The sequence below is a fragment of the Pseudomonas sp. MS19 genome (assembly GCF_013277615.1).
In the GTDB taxonomy this organism is placed as follows: Bacteria; Pseudomonadota; Gammaproteobacteria; order Pseudomonadales; family Pseudomonadaceae; genus Aquipseudomonas; species Aquipseudomonas marincola.
The window spans coordinates 1-16,483 of the sequence record NZ_VBTO01000016.1 but is presented as its reverse complement, the minus strand read 5'-3'; the positions used below and the strand labels follow the sequence as shown (position 1 = coordinate 16,483).

Annotated in this window: 16 protein-coding genes; 10 read left to right on the top strand and 6 right to left on the bottom strand. The window is 57.1% G+C overall.

The window, feature by feature from the left end:
- Positions 1-191 precede the first annotated feature (191 nt).
- Positions 192-758: a dCTP deaminase gene (gene dcd, locus FEZ62_RS17015; RefSeq protein ID WP_069899325.1), complete on the bottom strand. Its 567-nt coding sequence runs from the start codon at positions 756-758 to the stop codon at positions 192-194.
- Between the two features lie 324 nt (positions 759-1,082).
- Between dcd and FEZ62_RS17010 the strand changes: the two genes are divergently transcribed.
- A complete protein-coding gene (locus FEZ62_RS17010) occupies positions 1,083-1,292 on the top strand; it encodes a cold-shock protein (RefSeq protein ID WP_010484518.1) in 210 nt (69 codons plus the stop codon).
- Between the two features lie 722 nt (positions 1,293-2,014).
- Here FEZ62_RS17010 and apbC read toward each other — a convergent pair.
- A complete protein-coding gene (gene apbC, locus FEZ62_RS17005; protein WP_090508733.1) occupies positions 2,015-3,106 on the bottom strand; it encodes an iron-sulfur cluster carrier protein ApbC in 1,092 nt (363 codons plus the stop codon).
- A gap of 101 nt (positions 3,107-3,207) precedes the next feature.
- Here apbC and metG point away from each other — a divergent pair, with 101 nt between their 5' ends.
- From metG to FEZ62_RS16960, 9 genes are all read left to right on the top strand, one after another.
- Positions 3,208-5,322, top strand: a complete 2,115-nt coding sequence (metG, locus tag FEZ62_RS17000) for a methionine--tRNA ligase (protein ID WP_172929132.1) — start codon at positions 3,208-3,210, stop codon at positions 5,320-5,322.
- 188 nt (positions 5,323-5,510) lie between these two features.
- The gene (gene rsxA, locus FEZ62_RS16995; protein WP_069899328.1) at positions 5,511-6,095 is read left to right on the top strand and encodes an electron transport complex subunit RsxA; all 585 of its coding nucleotides are present in this window, start codon (positions 5,511-5,513) and stop codon (positions 6,093-6,095) included.
- Entirely contained in the window at positions 6,092-6,682 is a 591-nt protein-coding gene (rsxB, locus tag FEZ62_RS16990; protein WP_069899329.1) for an electron transport complex subunit RsxB, read from the top strand. The genes rsxA and rsxB overlap by 4 nt, the downstream gene beginning before the upstream one ends.
- Positions 6,679-9,363 (top strand): electron transport complex subunit RsxC, encoded by a 2,685-nt coding sequence (gene rsxC / locus FEZ62_RS16985; RefSeq protein ID WP_172929124.1) that lies wholly within the window; start codon positions 6,679-6,681, stop codon positions 9,361-9,363. Before rsxB ends, rsxC begins: the two co-directional genes overlap by 4 nt.
- A 105-nt stretch (positions 9,364-9,468) precedes the next feature.
- On the top strand, positions 9,469-10,500 hold the full coding sequence (locus FEZ62_RS16980; RefSeq protein ID WP_172929122.1) for an RnfABCDGE type electron transport complex subunit D: 1,032 nt from the start codon (positions 9,469-9,471) through the stop codon (positions 10,498-10,500).
- A 2-nt stretch (positions 10,501-10,502) separates the two neighbouring features.
- Positions 10,503-11,153 (top strand): electron transport complex subunit RsxG, encoded by a 651-nt coding sequence (gene rsxG, locus FEZ62_RS16975; RefSeq protein ID WP_172929120.1) that lies wholly within the window; start codon positions 10,503-10,505, stop codon positions 11,151-11,153.
- Positions 11,153-11,863 carry an electron transport complex subunit E gene (locus FEZ62_RS16970; protein WP_090508738.1) on the top strand — a complete coding sequence of 237 codons (711 nt, stop codon included), beginning with the start codon at positions 11,153-11,155 and terminating at the stop codon, positions 11,861-11,863. Before rsxG ends, FEZ62_RS16970 begins: the two co-directional genes overlap by 1 nt.
- A complete protein-coding gene (gene nth, locus FEZ62_RS16965; RefSeq protein ID WP_172929118.1) occupies positions 11,860-12,498 on the top strand; it encodes an endonuclease III in 639 nt (212 codons plus the stop codon). The genes FEZ62_RS16970 and nth overlap by 4 nt, the downstream gene beginning before the upstream one ends.
- A gap of 107 nt (positions 12,499-12,605) precedes the next feature.
- Positions 12,606-12,785 carry a hypothetical protein gene (locus FEZ62_RS16960; RefSeq protein ID WP_069899335.1) on the top strand — a complete coding sequence of 60 codons (180 nt, stop codon included), beginning with the start codon at positions 12,606-12,608 and terminating at the stop codon, positions 12,783-12,785.
- A 174-nt stretch (positions 12,786-12,959) separates the two neighbouring features.
- On the opposite strand, the gene FEZ62_RS16955 is transcribed toward FEZ62_RS16960, so the two are convergent.
- From FEZ62_RS16955 to FEZ62_RS16940, 4 genes are all read right to left on the bottom strand, one after another.
- Positions 12,960-14,093, bottom strand: coding sequence for an aminotransferase class V-fold PLP-dependent enzyme (locus FEZ62_RS16955; protein ID WP_172929116.1), 1,134 nt, complete (start codon positions 14,091-14,093; stop codon positions 12,960-12,962).
- Between the two features lie 96 nt (positions 14,094-14,189).
- Complete coding sequence (gene gloA, locus FEZ62_RS16950) at positions 14,190-14,582, bottom strand: lactoylglutathione lyase (RefSeq protein WP_172929114.1); 393 nt, start codon at positions 14,580-14,582, stop codon at positions 14,190-14,192.
- Between the two features lie 210 nt (positions 14,583-14,792).
- Complete coding sequence (locus tag FEZ62_RS16945) at positions 14,793-15,737, bottom strand: hypothetical protein (protein ID WP_172929112.1); 945 nt, start codon at positions 15,735-15,737, stop codon at positions 14,793-14,795.
- 51 nt (positions 15,738-15,788) lie between these two features.
- Positions 15,789-16,295: a hypothetical protein gene (locus FEZ62_RS16940; RefSeq protein WP_172929110.1), complete on the bottom strand. Its 507-nt coding sequence runs from the start codon at positions 16,293-16,295 to the stop codon at positions 15,789-15,791.
- Positions 16,296-16,483: the final 188 nt, after the last annotated feature.

The following is a 16,483-nucleotide window of genomic DNA, read 5'->3' as shown; positions in this document are numbered from 1 at the left end:
TTTCTACTCATCCCAACACTGAGGATGGGTAGAGCCAAGCGAAACCCGTCACGCGATAGCTGGTTTAATCCGCAACGAGCCTATCGACTCAAAAACGGCTGCGTTCTCGGCAAGGTTGGTTCAAGAAGTCCGAAAACTGCGCGCACAAGAAAGCCGAGCAAATGCTCGGCTTTTTGCGTTGTAGTGCGGGATCAGGCTTTAGGCAGGGTAACGCCCTGCTGGCCCTGATACTTGCCGCCACGGTCTTTATAAGAGACTTCGCAGGCCTCGTCAGACTCAAGGAACAACATCTGCGCCACGCCTTCGTTGGCGTAAATCTTCGCCGGCAACGTCGTGGTGTTGGAGAACTCCAGCGTCACGTGGCCTTCCCACTCAGGTTCCAGCGGGGTGACGTTGACGATAATCCCACAACGCGCGTAAGTGCTTTTGCCCAGGCAGATAGTCAGTACGTTGCGCGGAATGCGGAAGTACTCAACCGTGCGCGCCAGTGCAAATGAGTTTGGCGGGATGATGCAAACATCACTTTTAACGTCAACAAAACTTTTTTCATCAAAGTTTTTTGGGTCGACCGTTGCTGAGTTGATGTTAGTAAAAACTTTGAATTCATCTGCGCAACGCACGTCGTAGCCGTAGCTCGAAACGCCGTAGGAGATCAGCCGCTCGCTGCCTTCAGTCCGTACCTGGCGCTCGACAAACGGCTCTATCATGCCGTTTTCCTGGGCCATGCGGCGAATCCACTTATCCGATTTGATGCTCATGGCTGATGTCCTGAATGAGGTTATGAATGAACAATGCGCGCATCTTACCGGTGCTTGCCTTGAGGTTCAAAGTCTGTTGACGAGTGTCGTCATTGGCCGGTTATTTCGCGCCATCAGTCAATAAATAACAGAAAGGTGCACAGAGCATTCGCTCTTAGCGCAAAAAAGGGGTATGGTGCTTCCACTGTGCTGCATGTGTCACCGCGAATCGCTACTTGATGCCTAGATTTCGATCCAAACATCGTCCGACTCCTAGTACTCGTTGCACTCAGTCCCGGCCTGGTTTTTTCCAGGGCTGTAATTACTTTTGTTAGGAGATTTCACATGTCTAATCGTCAAACTGGCACCGTTAAGTGGTTCAACGATGAGAAAGGCTACGGCTTCATCACTCCACAATCTGGTGATGACCTGTTCGTACACTTCAAAGCTATCCAGAGCGATGGCTTCAAGAGCCTGAAAGAAGGCCAGCAAGTGACTTTCGTGGCCACCCGTGGTCAGAAAGGCATGCAAGCTGAGGAAGTACAAGTTATCTAACTTGTCCTCCCTATAAAAAACCCCGCTTCGGCGGGGTTTTTTTATGCCTGCAGAAATCCTAATCTTGCGGCGACGTATCAAACGCCCGACGGATTGCGTACGGCACAATGGGGTCGCGTCCCGACGGAGGATGGTTAACCCGAAGGGTAAACCGTCATAGCGTTCTGTGGGATGTACACGGCTGCGCTTTACAGGTGCGCGGGTGGCCAGTTGATCAATACGATCCAGATCATGCGGCGATTCACCAATCGCCCGACGGATTGCGGCGCAAGCGCCGCTATCCATCCTCCATGTTTAGTACGGCACGAATAGGTTCGCGTCCCGACGGAGGATGGTTAACCCAAAGGGTAAACCGTCATGGCGGTTTGTGGGGTGTACACCGTCGCGCTTTGCAGATACCGCAGTTGGCCGGTCAATAAACTCGACTCGCATCATGCGGCGATTCACCAATCGCCCGACGGATTGCGGCGCAAAGCGCCGCTATCCATCCTCCGTGTTGCGTATGACACGAATAGGTTCGCGTCCCGAGGAGGATGGTTAACCCGAAGGGTAAACCGTCATGGCGGTTTGTGGGGTGTACATGGCTGCGCTTTGCAGATACCGCAGGTGGCCGGTTGATCAATGCGACCCACATTATGCAGCGACCCATCAATCGCCTGACGGATTGCGGCGCATAGCGCCGCTATCCATCCTCCGTGTTGCACGCGGCGGGTTGATTGCTGTCAGTCGTCGCTGACTGAGATGGTCGGCATGGCCTGGGCGTTTGCGTCGCCCTGAGCGATGCGTGCGCCAACCTTTCTTGCGGTTTCCTGATAGATCATTGCGATCTGGCTTTCAGGGTCGGCAATGGTGGTTGGCTTGCCGCCATCGGATTGCATGCGGATGGCCATCGACAACGGCATCGAGGCCAACAGATCAACGTCAAACTGCGCCGCCAGCTTCTCACCACCGCCTTCACCGAACAGGTGCTCGGCATGGCCGCAATTCGAGCAGATGTGCACAGCCATATTCTCGACCACACCCAGCACCGGAATATTGACCTTGCGGAACATCTCTACGCCCTTCTTGGCATCCAGCAACGCCAAATCCTGCGGCGTAGTCACGATTACTGCACCGGCAACCGGCACTTTTTGCGCCAGCGTCAACTGGATATCGCCGGTGCCTGGCGGCATATCGACGATCAGGTAATCAAGGTTATCCCAGGCGGTTTGGGTAATCAGTTGCAGCAAGGCACCGGAGACCATCGGCCCACGCCAGACCACAGGCGTATTCTCGTCGGTGAGAAAGGCCATCGACATGACCTCAACGCCATGCGCCTTGATCGGCACAAACCACTTCTGATCCTTGACCAGTGGCCGCGTGCCTTCAGCAATACCGAACATAATGCCCTGACTGGGCCCGTAGATATCCGCATCGAGAATACCGACACGCGCACCTTCGCGAGCCAGCGCCAGTGCAAGGTTGGCTGCGGTAGTGGATTTGCCCACACCGCCCTTGCCCGACGCCACAGCAATCACATTCTTCACGTTTTCCAGCGCGGGCACTTGGGCCTGCGCCTTATGCGCCTGCACCACGCAATCGACTGTCACCACCGCGCTATCAACGCCATCGAGATTGCTCAGGGCCATTTCCAGCATTTGCGCCCAGCCGCTTTTGAACAGGCCGGCGGAATACGGCAACTCGAGGCGCACAGACACCTTGGCACCTTGTACATCCACTTCGCGCAGACACCCGGAAGTGACCGGATCCTGATTCAAGTGTGGATCGGTGTACTGACGAAGGGTGGCTTCAACCACTTCACGGGTGACAGACATGAAAACTCCCAAACTGAGGTCAAGTAACGCAAGCAGTCATCTTACCGCAAAGCCACTGTTGCGCCAGAACCAGACTTTTACTACGCAAACTCCTGCGCAGGATGAAAAAAATCGTCCGGCGCTATATAGTTACCGACCTCCTTTGTTTTACCAGTGCAGCGAATTCTATGTCTGAAGCCCGCAAGATTCTCGTTACCAGTGCCCTGCCCTACGCCAATGGTTCAATCCACCTTGGCCACATGCTCGAGTACATCCAGACCGACATGTGGGTACGCTTCCAGAAACTGCGCGGCAATCAGTGCATCTATGTTTGCGCAGATGACGCTCACGGCTCGGCCATCATGCTGCGCGCCGAAAAGGAAGGCATCACTGCCGAGCAGTTGATCGACAACGTCAAGGCTGAACACACCGCCGACTTTGCCGAGTTCCTGGTCGACTTCGACAACTTCCACTCGACACATTCGGAAGAGAACCGCGAGCTGTCTGCCGGTATTTACCAGACGCTCGCCGAACGCGGCCATATCGCCACGCGCTCGGTTACCCAGTACTTCGACCCTGAGAAGGGCATGTTTCTGGCAGACCGTTTCATCAAGGGCACATGCCCCAAGTGTGCGGCCGAAGACCAGTACGGCGACAACTGCGAAAAGTGCGGTGCCACTTATGAGCCGACCGAGCTGAAAAACCCGCGCTCAGCCATCTCCGGCGCCGTGCCGGTGCTCAAAGACTCCAAGCACTTCTTCTTCAAGCTGCCTGAATTCACCGCCATGCTCAAGCAGTGGACCCGCGGCGGCGCGCTGCAGGATGCTGTGGCCAACAAGATTGCCGAGTGGCTGGACTCTGGCCTGCACGAGTGGGACATCAGCCGTGACGCGCCGTATTTCGGTTTCGAAATCCCGGGCGAGCCAGGCAAATACTTCTACGTATGGCTGGACGCCCCAATCGGCTACATGGCCAGCTTCAAGAATCTCTGCTCGCGCCGCCCTGAGCTGGACTTCCAAGAATTCTGGTGCAAGGACTCGACGGCCGAACTGTATCACTTCATCGGCAAGGACATAGTCAACTTCCACGCACTGTTCTGGCCAGCCATGCTCGAAGGCGCGGGCTTCCGCAAGCCGACTGCGGTCAACGTACACGGCTATCTGACCGTTAATGGCCAGAAAATGTCGAAGTCTCGCGGCACCTTCATCAAGGCGCGCACCTACCTGGATCACCTGAACCCGGAATACCTGCGTTATTACTACGCAGCCAAGCTGGGCCGTGGCGTGGATGACCTCGACCTGAACCTCGAAGACTTCGTACAGAAGGTCAACTCGGATCTGGTCGGCAAGGTCGTCAATATCGCCAGCCGCTGTGCAGGCTTCATTCACAAGGGCAATAACGGTTTGATGGCGACCGGCAACGCCGCGCCAGAGCTGACCGACGCCTTCCAGGCCGCCGCACCAAGCATTGCCGAAGCCTACGAGAACCGTGACTTTGCCCGCGCCATGCGCGAGATCATGGGTCTTGCCGATCGCGCCAACGCCTGGATCGCCGACAAAGCGCCGTGGTCGCTGAACAAGCAAGAAGGCAAGCAGGAAGAAGTACAAGCCATCTGTTCGCTGGCGATCAACCTGTTCCGCCAGTTGGTGATCTTCCTCAAGCCGGTTCTGCCGAAGCTGGCCAGCGACGCCGAGGCGTTCCTCAATGTCGCACCGCTGACCTGGGACGACCATAAGACGCTGCTGGGCGCTCACCAACTGAATCCGTTTAGCGCACTGCTGACCCGAATTGAACCTGCGAAAATTGAAGCCATGATCGAAGCCTCGAAAGAAGACCTCGCCGCCGCTGAAGCCGGCAACCAACCTGCTGCTACCGGCAATGGCGAGCTGAGCAAAGAGCCCATCGCGGCGGAAATCGCCTTTGATGCCTTCGCTGCCGTCGACCTGCGCGTTGCCTTGATCGAGAAGTGCGAATTCGTGGAGGGTGCCGACAAACTGCTGCGCCTGACTCTGGATATCGGCGATGCCAAGCGCAACGTGTTCTCCGGTATCAAGAGCGCCTACCCGGACCCGAGCAAGCTCGAAGGCCGCCTGACCCTGTACGTGGCCAACCTGGCGGCGCGCAAGATGAAGTTCGGCGTGTCCGAAGGCATGGTGCTGGCAGCCGGCCCTGGCGGTGAAGAAATTTACCTGCTGAGCCCGGACAACGGCGCCAAGCCCGGCCAACGCGTCAAGTAAAGCAGCTGCAATCGGCGTTACCCGGCAACCCCGGGTAACGCCAACCAGCCCCGCAGCAGCCGCCACCAGCGGTGCTAGGCTTATGGGCGGATAACACGCCAGACAATGCTGACTTGTCTGCAAGTGCCAGCTTAACGATAATACGCGCCCTTTTTATACGGCCTTTGCCCGTCCAAACGGTACCTGCAATGACCGAACTCGCTCTGATTCTGGTTAGCGCCATCCTGGTAAACAACTTCGTGTTGGTGCAGTTTCTTGGCCTGTGCCCCTTCATGGGCGTGTCCAAGAAAATCGAGACCGCTATCGGCCTGTCACTGGCCACCACCTTCGTGCTGACACTCGCGGCGATGTGCAGCTATCTCGTCCAGCAGTACGTGCTCAAGCCACTCGATATCGAGTTCCTGCGCACCATCAGTTTCATTCTGGTGATCGCCGTCGTGGTGCAGTTCACTGAAATGGTGGTGAACAAGACCAGCCCGCTGCTCTATCGGGTGCTGGGGATTTTCCTGCCACTGATCACCACCAATTGCATCGTGCTCGGCGTGGCCCTGCTCAACGCCAACAAAAGTGAGTTCACCTTTATCACTGCCACCGCCAACGGCTTTGGCGCGGGGCTGGGCTTCTCTTTGGTGCTGGTACTGTTCGCCGCCATGCGCGAGCGTATTGCGATTGCCGATGTACCCAAGTCGTTCCAGGGCGCCGCGATAGGCATGGTCACCGCCGGCCTGATGTCGCTGGCATTCATGGGCTTTACCGGTTTGATCAAGCTATGAGTCTGGTCATCAGTGCAATTCTGGCGCTGCTCGGCCTGTGCCTGATCTGCGGCGCGATTCTCGGCTACGCGGCCGTGCGTTTTAAGGTCGAAGGCGACCCGATTGCCGAACAGGTCAACGCCCTGCTCCCGCAAACTCAATGCGGCCAGTGCGGTTATCCGGGCTGCAAGCCCTACGCCGAAGCCATTGCCGGCGGCGACAAGATCAACAAGTGCCCGCCGGGTGGTGAAGCCACGATTCAGGCGCTGGCCGATTTGCTCGACGTCGAGCCCGAGCCGCTGGACGCCGTTGAAGGCGAAAAGCCGCAAATGGTTGCCTTCATTCGCGAAGCCGAATGCATCGGCTGCACCAAGTGCATTCAGGCCTGCCCGGTTGACGCCATCGTCGGGGCCGCCAAGCAGATGCACACGGTAATTGTCAGCGAGTGCACCGGTTGCGACCTCTGCGTCGAACCGTGCCCGGTGGATTGTATCGATATGATTGAAGTAGGCCGCACCGTGCAAACCTGGAAATGGGAACAGCCGCTGGCACCGGGCCAGTTGATCGCCAGTGATCGCGATGACAGCGACCGGGGCAAAGCCGCATGAGCAGCCTGAAAATCTGGGATATTCCGGGCGGCATCCATCCTCCCGAGCGCAAAGAACTCTCCAACCGCACGCCGATCCAGACAGCGCCGCTGGCCAAGCGTCTGGTGCTGCCACTCAACCAGCACATTGGTGCGCCTGCCGAGCCGATTGTTGCCGTCGGCGACAACGTGCTCAAGGGCCAGTTGATTGCCAAGGCCAATGGTTTTGTCAGTGCACCGGTACACGCCCCCACTTCCGGCACCGTCAGCTTTATCGGCCCGCAACCGTACCCGCACGTCTCGGGTATGGACGCGATGGCGATTGTTATCGACAGCGATGGCAATGACGCCTGGGCCGCGCTGACGCCGCATCCGGATTATGCGCAACTGGAAACTACCGAGCTGCTGGGGATTATTCGCGAGGCCGGTATCAGCGGCTTGGGCGGCGCGGGCTTTCCCAGTGCAGTCAAACTGACCTCACGACCGACGCAGAAGGTTCATACGCTGGTGATTAACGGCACCGAATGCGAGCCGTACATCACCGCCGATGATGTACTGATGCGTGAGCGCGCCGAGGCGATGCTCAGCGGTATCGAAATTCTTGCGCAACTGATTCAGCCCGAGCAGGTGTTGATTGGCATTGAAGACAACAAGCCAGAAGCCATTGCCGCCGTAAAAGCGGCCTTGGGCGAGCGCCCGTTTCAGGTTTGCGTGTTCCCGACCAAATACCCCTCTGGCGGTGAAAAACAGCTCATCCAGATTCTAACCGGCGTTGAAGTCCCGAGCGGCGGCCTGCCTGCCGACATCGGCATTCTGTGCCAGAACGTCGGTACTGCCGTTGCCGTGCATGATGCAGTTGTACTGGGCAAACCGCTGATCTCGCGCATCACCACCCTCACCGGCGAAGCGCTGGCAAGGCCGATGAACGTTGAAGTGCTGCTCGGCACGCCCGTGCGCGAACTGCTCGAATTTGCCGGGCTGGATCAAACCAAACTCAACCGCCTGATCATGGGCGGGCCGATGATGGGCTTCACCCTGCCCAACATTGATGTACCGATTATCAAGACCACCAACTGCTTGCTGGCCTCGACAGCAGCCGAGTTGCCAGCACCCCCCAAAGCCCTGCCCTGCATCCGCTGCGGTGATTGCGCCGAAGTCTGCCCGGCCAGTTTGCTGCCGCAGCAACTGCACTTTTTTGCAATCGGCCAGGAGCACGAACAACTGCGGGCGCATAACCTGTTCGACTGCATCGAGTGCGGTGCATGTGCTTACGTGTGCCCGTCGAGCATTCCGCTGGTGCAGTACTACCGCGCCGCCAAAGGCGAGATTCGCGAGCTTGAGCAAAAGCAGCTCAAGGCCGAACAGTCCAAACAGCGCTTCGAGCTGCGCCAGGAGCGTCTGCGTCGCGCTGAAGAACAGAAAGAAGCCGAGCGCAAGGCACGCTCTGAGCGCGCCGCCAAAGCCAAGACCGCACAGGCTGAAGCCAGCACCAACACTCCAGCGAGTGACGCCGCGCCTGCCGGCAAGTCCGCCGGGCTCAGCGATGTGCAGAAGAAGCTCAAAATCGAAGCCAGCATGGCCAATGTCGCCCTGAAAAAGGCGCAGAAGCAGCTGGAAGCTCACGACACAGCGGAACTGCAAGCGCAGGTCAGTGCACTTACGCTTGCCGCCGAAGCCGCGCAAAAAGCGCTGGACGAAGCCATGGCCAGCGCTGCACCCGCAGCGGCCAAGCCGGTGGATGACGCGGCGCTGAAAAAGGCCAAGATCGACGCCGCCATGCTCCGCGCGCAAGTGCGCAAGCTGGAGAAAGTCGAATCGCCAGACGCCGAGCAGCAAGCCGAACTGGAAAAACTGCGCAGCCAACTGGCCGCCGCCGAGCAACAAGTCGCCAGCCTGCAGCCAACTGAATCTGCAGCGCCTGCTGCGGCCAAGCCAGTCGACGACGCAGCGCTGAAAAAGGCCAAGATCGACGCCGCCATGCTCCGCGCGCAAGTGCGCAAGCTGGAGAAAGTCGAATCGCCAGACGCCGAGCAGCAAGCCGAACTGGAAAAACTCCGCAGCCAACTGGCAGCCGCCGAGCAACAAGTCGCCAGCCTGCAACCAACTGCAGCGTCGGCGCCTGCTGCGGCCAAGCCGGTTGATGACGCAGCGCTGAAAAAGGCCAAGATCGACGCCGCCATGCTTCGCGCGCAAGTGCGTAAGCTGGAGAAAGTCGAAGCGCCAGATGCCGAGCAGCAAGCCGAGCTGGAAAAACTGCGCAGCCAACTGGTCGCCGCCGAGCAACAGCTCGCCAGCCTGCAACCAACTGAAGCGGCGACGCCTGCAGCGACTAAGCCGGTTGATGATGGCGGCCTGAAGAAAGCCAAAATCGAATTGGCGATGAAACGTGCCGAGCTGAAAAAGGCCGAGAAAGCCGAGGCCAGTGAAGAGCTGCTGATGCCGTTGCGCGAGGCAGTCAAGCAAGCTGAGCAACAGTTGCATGCGGCCGAGGAAAACTCGAACAAGCCAGCACCCGTGCTGGAGCGCAAGGACAAGCAGCCGATTGATGAAACGACCCGTGCACTAAAGACCGAAGTGGCTTTTGCCCGTGCGGACTTGCGCAAGCTGGAACGCGATGACAATAGCGCTGCTGAGGCGCTTGAGTCCGCCCGCGCGCGGCTAGCCGATGCAGAACAAAAGCTTGCAGAACACAGCAACGCCTAACGAGAGATGCCAATAGCGCCCGACGCTATAGCCTTGACACTCAAGGGCCCGCTGCACCGCTAATAGGTGCAGTGGCAACCCCGACGTAGAGCAACTGGAGCAACGATGGCCCTGCCACGTATTACATCGCCGCATGCCAAAGGCAACAACCGTACTCAGCAGGTGATGCTGCAAGTGCTGCTGGCCACCGTGCCGGGCATTCTAGCCCTGACCTGGCTGTATGGCTTTGGCACGCTGATCAATCTGCTCTGGGCATGTCTCTGCGCCATCGGCTTTGAGGCGTTGATACTGGCCCTGCGCAAGCGTCCGCTGGGGTTCTTCCTCAAAGATTACAGCGCCGTGGTCACGGCCGTATTGCTGGCACTGGCATTGCCGCCCTACTCGCCCTGGTGGCTGACACTGGTTGCGGTGGGCTTTGCGATTGTATTGGGCAAGCAACTTTACGGCGGCCTTGGTCAGAACCCATTCAACCCGGCGATGATTGGTTATGTTGTGGTGCTGGTGTCGTTCCCGGTAGAGATGACCACCTGGCCAGCACCGCACATGACCGGGCCGCTGAGTGCGTTGCAGCACATCTTCGGCTTTGCCAACCTGCCAGATGGCTGGGTGCAAGCCACCGCGCTGGATACGCTGAAGATCAATAAAAGCCTGACCATCGATGAGCTGTGGACACAGAATCCGGCGTTCGGTTATATCGGCGGTGCGGGCAGCGAAATGGTCAATCTCGGCTTTTTGCTGGGCGGCCTGTACCTCCTGCGCAAGCGTCTGTTTACCTGGCACGCGCCCGTAGGAATGCTCGCGGCGCTGGCCATCATGAGCCTGATTTTCTGGAACGGCAGCGGCTCAGATTCACACGGCTCGCCGCTGTTTCATTTGCTCAGCGGCGCGACCATGCTCGGCGCATTCTTTATCGTCACCGATCCGGTATCAGGCGCCACCAGCAACCTCGGGCGCCTTATATTCGGCGCAGGTGTGGGCATTCTGGTTTACGTGATCCGCGCCTGGGGCGGTTATCCTGACGGCATCGCCTTCGGCGTGCTGTTAATGAACCTGGCGGCACCCACTATCGATTACTACACACGACCACGCACGTACGGCCATCGCAAGCCGACGCGTGGCTTCAAGCTAGGCGAATAAGCATGGCACTCCCTGAAATCAGCCGCTCGATGCTCAAGAACAGCCTGGTACTGGGCTTGTTCGCGATCGTGACCGTTGGCGTTGTCGCCCTCACCCAACTCGGTACCCGTGACCGGATTGCCGCCGCCGAGCGCGACGCGCAGGCACGTGCACTCAGCGAGATCCTGCCGGCTGGCAGTTACGACAATCACCTGCTCGATAACAGCATCAGCGTGTTCGACCCTGAACTGCTCGGCAACAAAACCGCGCAAGATGCCTACATTGCACTTAAGGGCACCCAGCCGACAGCCGTGATTCTCAAGGTCACTGCGCCCGACGGTTACGGCGGCGCGATTCACCTGCTGGTTGGCGTACAGTCCAGCGGCTCTTTGGCGGGCGTACGCGCGCTGAGCCACAAGGAAACACCGGGGCTGGGCGACAAGATCGATCTGGCCAAGAGCCAGTGGATTCGCGCTTTTGACGGCAAGTCGCTGAGCAATCCCGACGCCGATGGCTGGGCTGTGAAAAAGGACCGTGGCCAGTTCGATCAGTTTGCCGGGGCGACCATCACTCCACGCGCCGTAGTAAAAGCAGTGCACAAGGCGCTGCAATATGTGGATGCGCACAAAAGCGAACTATTCGCCGCCAAATCATCTGAATCGGGGGCTAACTGATGAGCGTCAGCTACCGCGAAATAACCATCAACGGCCTGTGGAAGAACAACCCGGGGTTGGTGCAGCTGCTGGGGCTTTGTCCGCTGCTGGGCACCAGTAACTCGACGGTAAACGCCTTGGGCCTGGCACTGGCCAGCGCACTGGTGCTGATCTGCTCCAACACCGCGGTGTCGCTGGTTCGTGGCGTAGTCAACACGGCAGTGCGCTTGCCGGCGTTCGTCATGATCATCGCCGCGCTCACCACCTGCATTGAGCTGCTCATGCAGGCTTACACCTATGAGCTGTATCAAATTCTCGGCATTTTCATCCCGCTGATCACCACCAACTGCGTGATCCTTGGCCGCGCCGATGCCTTTGCCGCCAAGAACGATCCCGCCCGCGCGGCCTACGACGGCTTGATGATGGGCTTGGGTTTTGGTGCGGTGCTGGTCGTGATTGGAGCCCTGCGCGAGCTGTTTGGCACCGGCGCGCTGTTCGCCAACATGCAGTTGTTGTTCGGCCCTTCTGCAGCCAACTGGCAAGTTACCGTATTCAGCGATTACAAAGGCTTCTTGCTGGCTATTCTGCCGCCGGGCGCATTTATTGTTTTGGGCCTGCTGATTGCCCTGAAGAACCGTATTGATGAATCGCTGGCCGAACGCGCCAAGGCCCGCGAGCCCGCGGTTGCGGCACAAAGCCGACGCGTACGCGTGACCGGAGTTGTCGAGTGAACGCCGCCAAACGTTATGAGATATTCCGCCGGTTGCGCGAAGACCTGCCCGAGCCGAAAACCGAGCTGGCGTACAGCACGCCATTCGAACTGCTGATTGCGGTGATTCTGTCGGCGCAAGCCACCGATGTCGGCGTCAACAAAGCTACTGCCAGGCTGTTCCCGGTTGCCAATACCCCGGAAGCCATTTATGCGCTCGGATATGACGGCCTGTGCAGCTACATCAAAACCATCGGCTTGTACCCGAGTAAGGCCAAAAACGTTATCGAAACCTGTCGCATGCTGGTCGAACTGCACGGCAGCCAGGTACCCGAAACCCGCGAAGCACTCGAAGCCCTGCCCGGTGTTGGCCGCAAGACTGCCAACGTGGTGCTCAATACCGCGTTTCGGCAACTGACCATGGCGGTCGATACGCACATTTTTCGCTTCGCCAATCGCACCGGCGTAGCCCCCGGCAAGAACGTGCTTGAGGTCGAAAAGAAGCTGCTGAAGTTCGTCCCCAAGGAATTTTTGCTGGATGCCCACCACTGGATGATCCTGCACGGCCGCTACGTTTGCCTGGCTAGAAAGCCGCGCTGTGGCAGTTGCCGGATCGAAGATCTGTGCGAGTTCAAGCAGAAAACTTCGGACGATTGATTTTTCCCTGAGTTTTTGTCTTATCCGATTGAAAAAATCTTTTTTACCCGCTCATGTTTTACCGCTATAAGGTGCGCAAATGGCCTGTGTAGCCGGGAGTGAAACATATGAGCACTGATAAAGAAGACCTTGAGCTCGACGACGACTTTGTCTCTGAAGACAGCGACGACACGGAAGCACCGATCGAGGTGGCAAAAACCAACCTGACCAAGCGTCGCATCATCGATAATTTCCTTGATGAGCGCCGTTTGAACAAGCAGTTGGCAGAGTACGACTTCGACCTGTAAACCGCTTTGCGTTACCGATTTACCAAGCAGTACCGCGCCAATCAAAGGCGCCGCAAGACTCAGATATACACAACGGCTGCCAACGCCAGAACAGCGCATGGCAACGATTGTGGCTCTACCAACCGCGACTCCCGGGTTGTTGAAACCCGGGAGAGACTGTTTTTTACAGCAAATTTACCCCGCCAGAACCTGATCCAGCGCCTGCGCCAACGTGTCGATCGTACGGTCGATGTTGTAGAGCTTATCGAGCCCGAACAAACCGATCCGGAAGGTCTGGAAATCAGCGCCCTCATCACACTGCAACGGCACGCCCGCCGCAATTTGCAGGCCTTGTGCTGCAAACTTTTTACCGGTCTTGATATCGGCATCATCGGTGTAGCAAACCACCACGCCAGGCGCTTCAAAGCCCTGCGCGGCAACACTGTTGATACCTTTGCTGGCCAGTAAGGCACGAACCCGGTCACCCAACTCCTGCTGGTTGGCACGCAGCGCAGCAAAACCGTAATTTTCAGCTTCGCGCATCACATCGCGAAAACGCACCAGCGAGTCGCTTGGCATGGTCGCATGATATGCATGGCCGCCCTGCTCATAGGCCTGCATGATCTGCAGCCATTTTTTCAGGTCGCAAGCGAAGCTGCTGCTTTCAGTGTCGGCAATCCGCGCAAGCGCTTCGCCACTGAACATTACCAGGGCGCAGCAAGGCGATGCGCTCCAGCCCTTTTGCGGCGCGCTGATCAACAGATCGACACCAATGTCCTGCATGTCGACCCACAGCGTTCCGGAGGCAATGCAGTCGAGCACAAACAGGCCACCGACCGCGTGCACAGCCTCGGCAATCGCACGCATGTAAGCATCCGGCAAGATAATCCCGGAAGAGGTCTCAACGTGCGGCGCGAACACCACATCAGGCTTATTGGCATGGATGGCGGCGACCACCTCGTCAATCGGTGGCGGCGCATAAGGCGCTTGCTTGTCGGCAGATTGCGGGCGGGCCTTGAGCACCGTGGTCTCGCTGGGAATGCGGCCCATGTCGAGAATCTGCGTCCAGCGGAAACTGAACCAGCCGTTACGCACGATCAGGCATTTCTTGTCACCGGCAAACTGGCGGGCAACCGCTTCCATGCCGTAGGTACCACTGCCAGGCACAACCGCAACCGCTTCGGCGTTATACACCTGTTTGAGGGTCTGCGAGATGTCGCGCATGACTTGCTGAAATGCTTGCGACATGTGATTGAGCGAGCGGTCGGTATAGACCACGGAATATTCGAGTAACCCTTCCGGATCGACCGCAGAAACTGAGTTATGCATAAAGGCACCTCTAGACGTGGGCAGTAAATTCAACGCGCCGTTTGCGCAAAACCTGATAGAACCGCACAAACGGGGCGCTTTGCAACCTTAGTCAGCTCAGTCGGTGCGCAAAGGTGACAACAACTCGATCTTGTAGCCGTCCGGATCTTCGACAAACGCCAGAATGCTGTTGCCGTGCATCATCGGGCCCGGCTCGCGGGTGATCTTGCCGCCCCGCGCGCGAATGTCTTCGCAGGCCTTGTATACGTCTTCGACTTCAAGCGCGATGTGGCCGTAACCATTGCCCAACTCGTAGCTCTCTACGCCCCAGTTTTGGGTCAGCTCGATCACCGAGTTGTGCGCTTCATCGCCGTAGCCGACAAATGCCAGAGTGAATTTACCGTCGGGGTAATCTTTGCGGCGCAACAGGGTCATGCCCAACACTTCTGTATAAAAAGCGATGGACTTGTCCATATCGCCAACGCGCAGCATGGTATGCAACAGGCGCATGATCAGGATTCCATAGAAAATTTGCAGGTAAAGACCAAAGGGCACATCGGTTTGTGGCCTTTGGCACTGCACATATTGTGAGCCCACATGGCTGAGCTGACCACCCTCACAAGCCTGTTGTGAATATGGCCGGCAGGTTCACCGCCAATAGAAGCTGAGGATCATCATTAAGCTGAGGTATCTGGAGCGTCTAATCGAGGCAGCCATCCTTCAGCGCGACGCTAGTTCAGCCTCGCGCTGAAGGATGGCCTGCTCCAACTCGGGAGAGCGTTTGGCCCATTGTTCAGGGGGTAGCGGTTTGGACCATTCGATAACTTCAGGGGCGGTGAGGTCGGGGACGACAACCATTTTTTTGCGCAAGAAATAGTCATATAGAATGCTATTGAAAATAATTTCGCCCAGAAATGCATCCCAAACTAAAGCCAGAAGCCAACCCCGCTCTTTAGCCGCTTGCTTAACATCAAACACATAGCTTTGCCAGATGCTCATATCGCGATGACGAAATACCGAAGCCTCCGGTACAACATCAGGGCCGACCTCCATAAAGCTGCGTATACACTCCCACTGCGCCATTGATGAAATCCCACCACCGGGATTAACCATCAATATCCAACCTTTTACATCCGGCGCATAGGCTTTGTGCTCTAAGCCTTTAAGTGGAAACCACAGTAAGAGACTGCCATGTCTTGTAGCTCCACCAGTATTTAAACTCGTCACACTGGGCGCTATGGCATGCACTTTTTCCCACGGCACAAACCAATAACTGCCATCTGGTTTGGTAATACAAACTTCCCTGCGTTGCCGGTTAAAGCGAATGGGCGGAATAAGTGGCTTGCGCCATTGTTTGATGAATAAGTACCAGAGAGGGCCCATTATTCCCCCTCCTGTAACACTCAGCACTGCAAAGCCAGCCCAGTAATCTCCTATGCCCCAAGCTGCATATGCTGCGCTAGCAATGAACAGAACTGAGCCCATATACAAAGTAAGCCAGCCAGCCCCCATTGCGAAACTTCCAATATCTAAGAACACATGATTTTTGCGCCAAACGATATTCATCAAATCACTGGCAGGCTGGCCTGTGGGGATGGGTAAAGGTGCAAGATGTTCTTGCTTCCATAGAAAAACTTGCTTGATGTCGCCTACCTGCTCGGTCATGAAGCATCCTTGCCTTTGATGATGTAGCGCATGCTTTCTGAGTATTAGCGGCTAGACCTGTACTGCTAATTCAGCCTCGCGCTGAAGGATGGCTTCTTCTAACTCAGGGGAGCGTTTGGCCCATTGTTCAGTTGGCAGCGGTTTGGACCATTCGATGACCTCAGGGGCGGTGAGGTCTGGGATGTGCTTGAGTTTTTTCTGAGTTATCCAGTATGCACCCATAGGGTTGAACACTGGAAACATGCAACCAACCTCCCAAACCACCGTTAGGAAGAGGCCTATTTTCTGGCGAGAGACTTCAAATTCGCGCCAGAAAATCTGCCCAAGACTTAAGCCACAAATGTTCTCAAGCGCCTCCGGTACAACCTCAGGCCCTACCTCCATAAAGCTGCGTATACATTCCCACTGCGCCATTGATGAAATCCCGCCGCCGGGATTAACCATCAATACCCAGCCCTCTACATCTGGCCCGTAATTTTCATGCTCTAAACCTTCAAGCGGAAACCATAAGAGCAAGCTACCGTGCTGGCTGGCCCCTCCAGTGTTCAAGTTAGTCACACTGGGCGCGATGGCATGCACTTTTTCCCACGGCACAAACCAATAACTGCCATCTGGCTTGGTAATACAATGTAGTGGTCAACTAATCCCGGACACGGTTTTAAGTTTTTCTTCAGCAACAGCGGGCGCCAGCCCGCTGTTGAATTGATGTGGCCTTTGCCAGTTATAGCGCTGCATCAAAAAGCGTC

What these genes read in the sequence shown, in the direction of transcription:
- dcd (WP_069899325.1), bottom strand. Translation starts at nt 758, where the DNA reads ATGAGCATCAAATCGGATAAGTGGATTCGCCGCATGGCCCAGGAAAAC.
- FEZ62_RS17010 (WP_010484518.1), top strand. Translation starts at nt 1,083, where the DNA reads ATGTCTAATCGTCAAACTGGCACCGTTAAGTGGTTCAACGATGAGAAA.
- apbC (WP_090508733.1), bottom strand. Translation starts at nt 3,106, where the DNA reads ATGTCTGTCACCCGTGAAGTGGTTGAAGCCACCCTTCGTCAGTACACC.
- metG (WP_172929132.1), top strand. Translation starts at nt 3,208, where the DNA reads ATGAAAAAAATCGTCCGGCGCTATATAGTTACCGACCTCCTTTGTTTT.
- rsxA (WP_069899328.1), top strand. Translation starts at nt 5,511, where the DNA reads ATGACCGAACTCGCTCTGATTCTGGTTAGCGCCATCCTGGTAAACAAC.
- rsxB (WP_069899329.1), top strand. Translation starts at nt 6,092, where the DNA reads ATGAGTCTGGTCATCAGTGCAATTCTGGCGCTGCTCGGCCTGTGCCTG.
- rsxC (WP_172929124.1), top strand. Translation starts at nt 6,679, where the DNA reads ATGAGCAGCCTGAAAATCTGGGATATTCCGGGCGGCATCCATCCTCCC.
- FEZ62_RS16980 (WP_172929122.1), top strand. Translation starts at nt 9,469, where the DNA reads ATGGCCCTGCCACGTATTACATCGCCGCATGCCAAAGGCAACAACCGT.
- rsxG (WP_172929120.1), top strand. Translation starts at nt 10,503, where the DNA reads ATGGCACTCCCTGAAATCAGCCGCTCGATGCTCAAGAACAGCCTGGTA.
- FEZ62_RS16970 (WP_090508738.1), top strand. Translation starts at nt 11,153, where the DNA reads ATGAGCGTCAGCTACCGCGAAATAACCATCAACGGCCTGTGGAAGAAC.
- FEZ62_RS16960 (WP_069899335.1), top strand. Translation starts at nt 12,606, where the DNA reads ATGAGCACTGATAAAGAAGACCTTGAGCTCGACGACGACTTTGTCTCT.
- FEZ62_RS16955 (WP_172929116.1), bottom strand. Translation starts at nt 14,093, where the DNA reads ATGCATAACTCAGTTTCTGCGGTCGATCCGGAAGGGTTACTCGAATAT.
- gloA (WP_172929114.1), bottom strand. Translation starts at nt 14,582, where the DNA reads ATGCGCCTGTTGCATACCATGCTGCGCGTTGGCGATATGGACAAGTCC.
- FEZ62_RS16945 (WP_172929112.1), bottom strand. Translation starts at nt 15,737, where the DNA reads ATGACCGAGCAGGTAGGCGACATCAAGCAAGTTTTTCTATGGAAGCAA.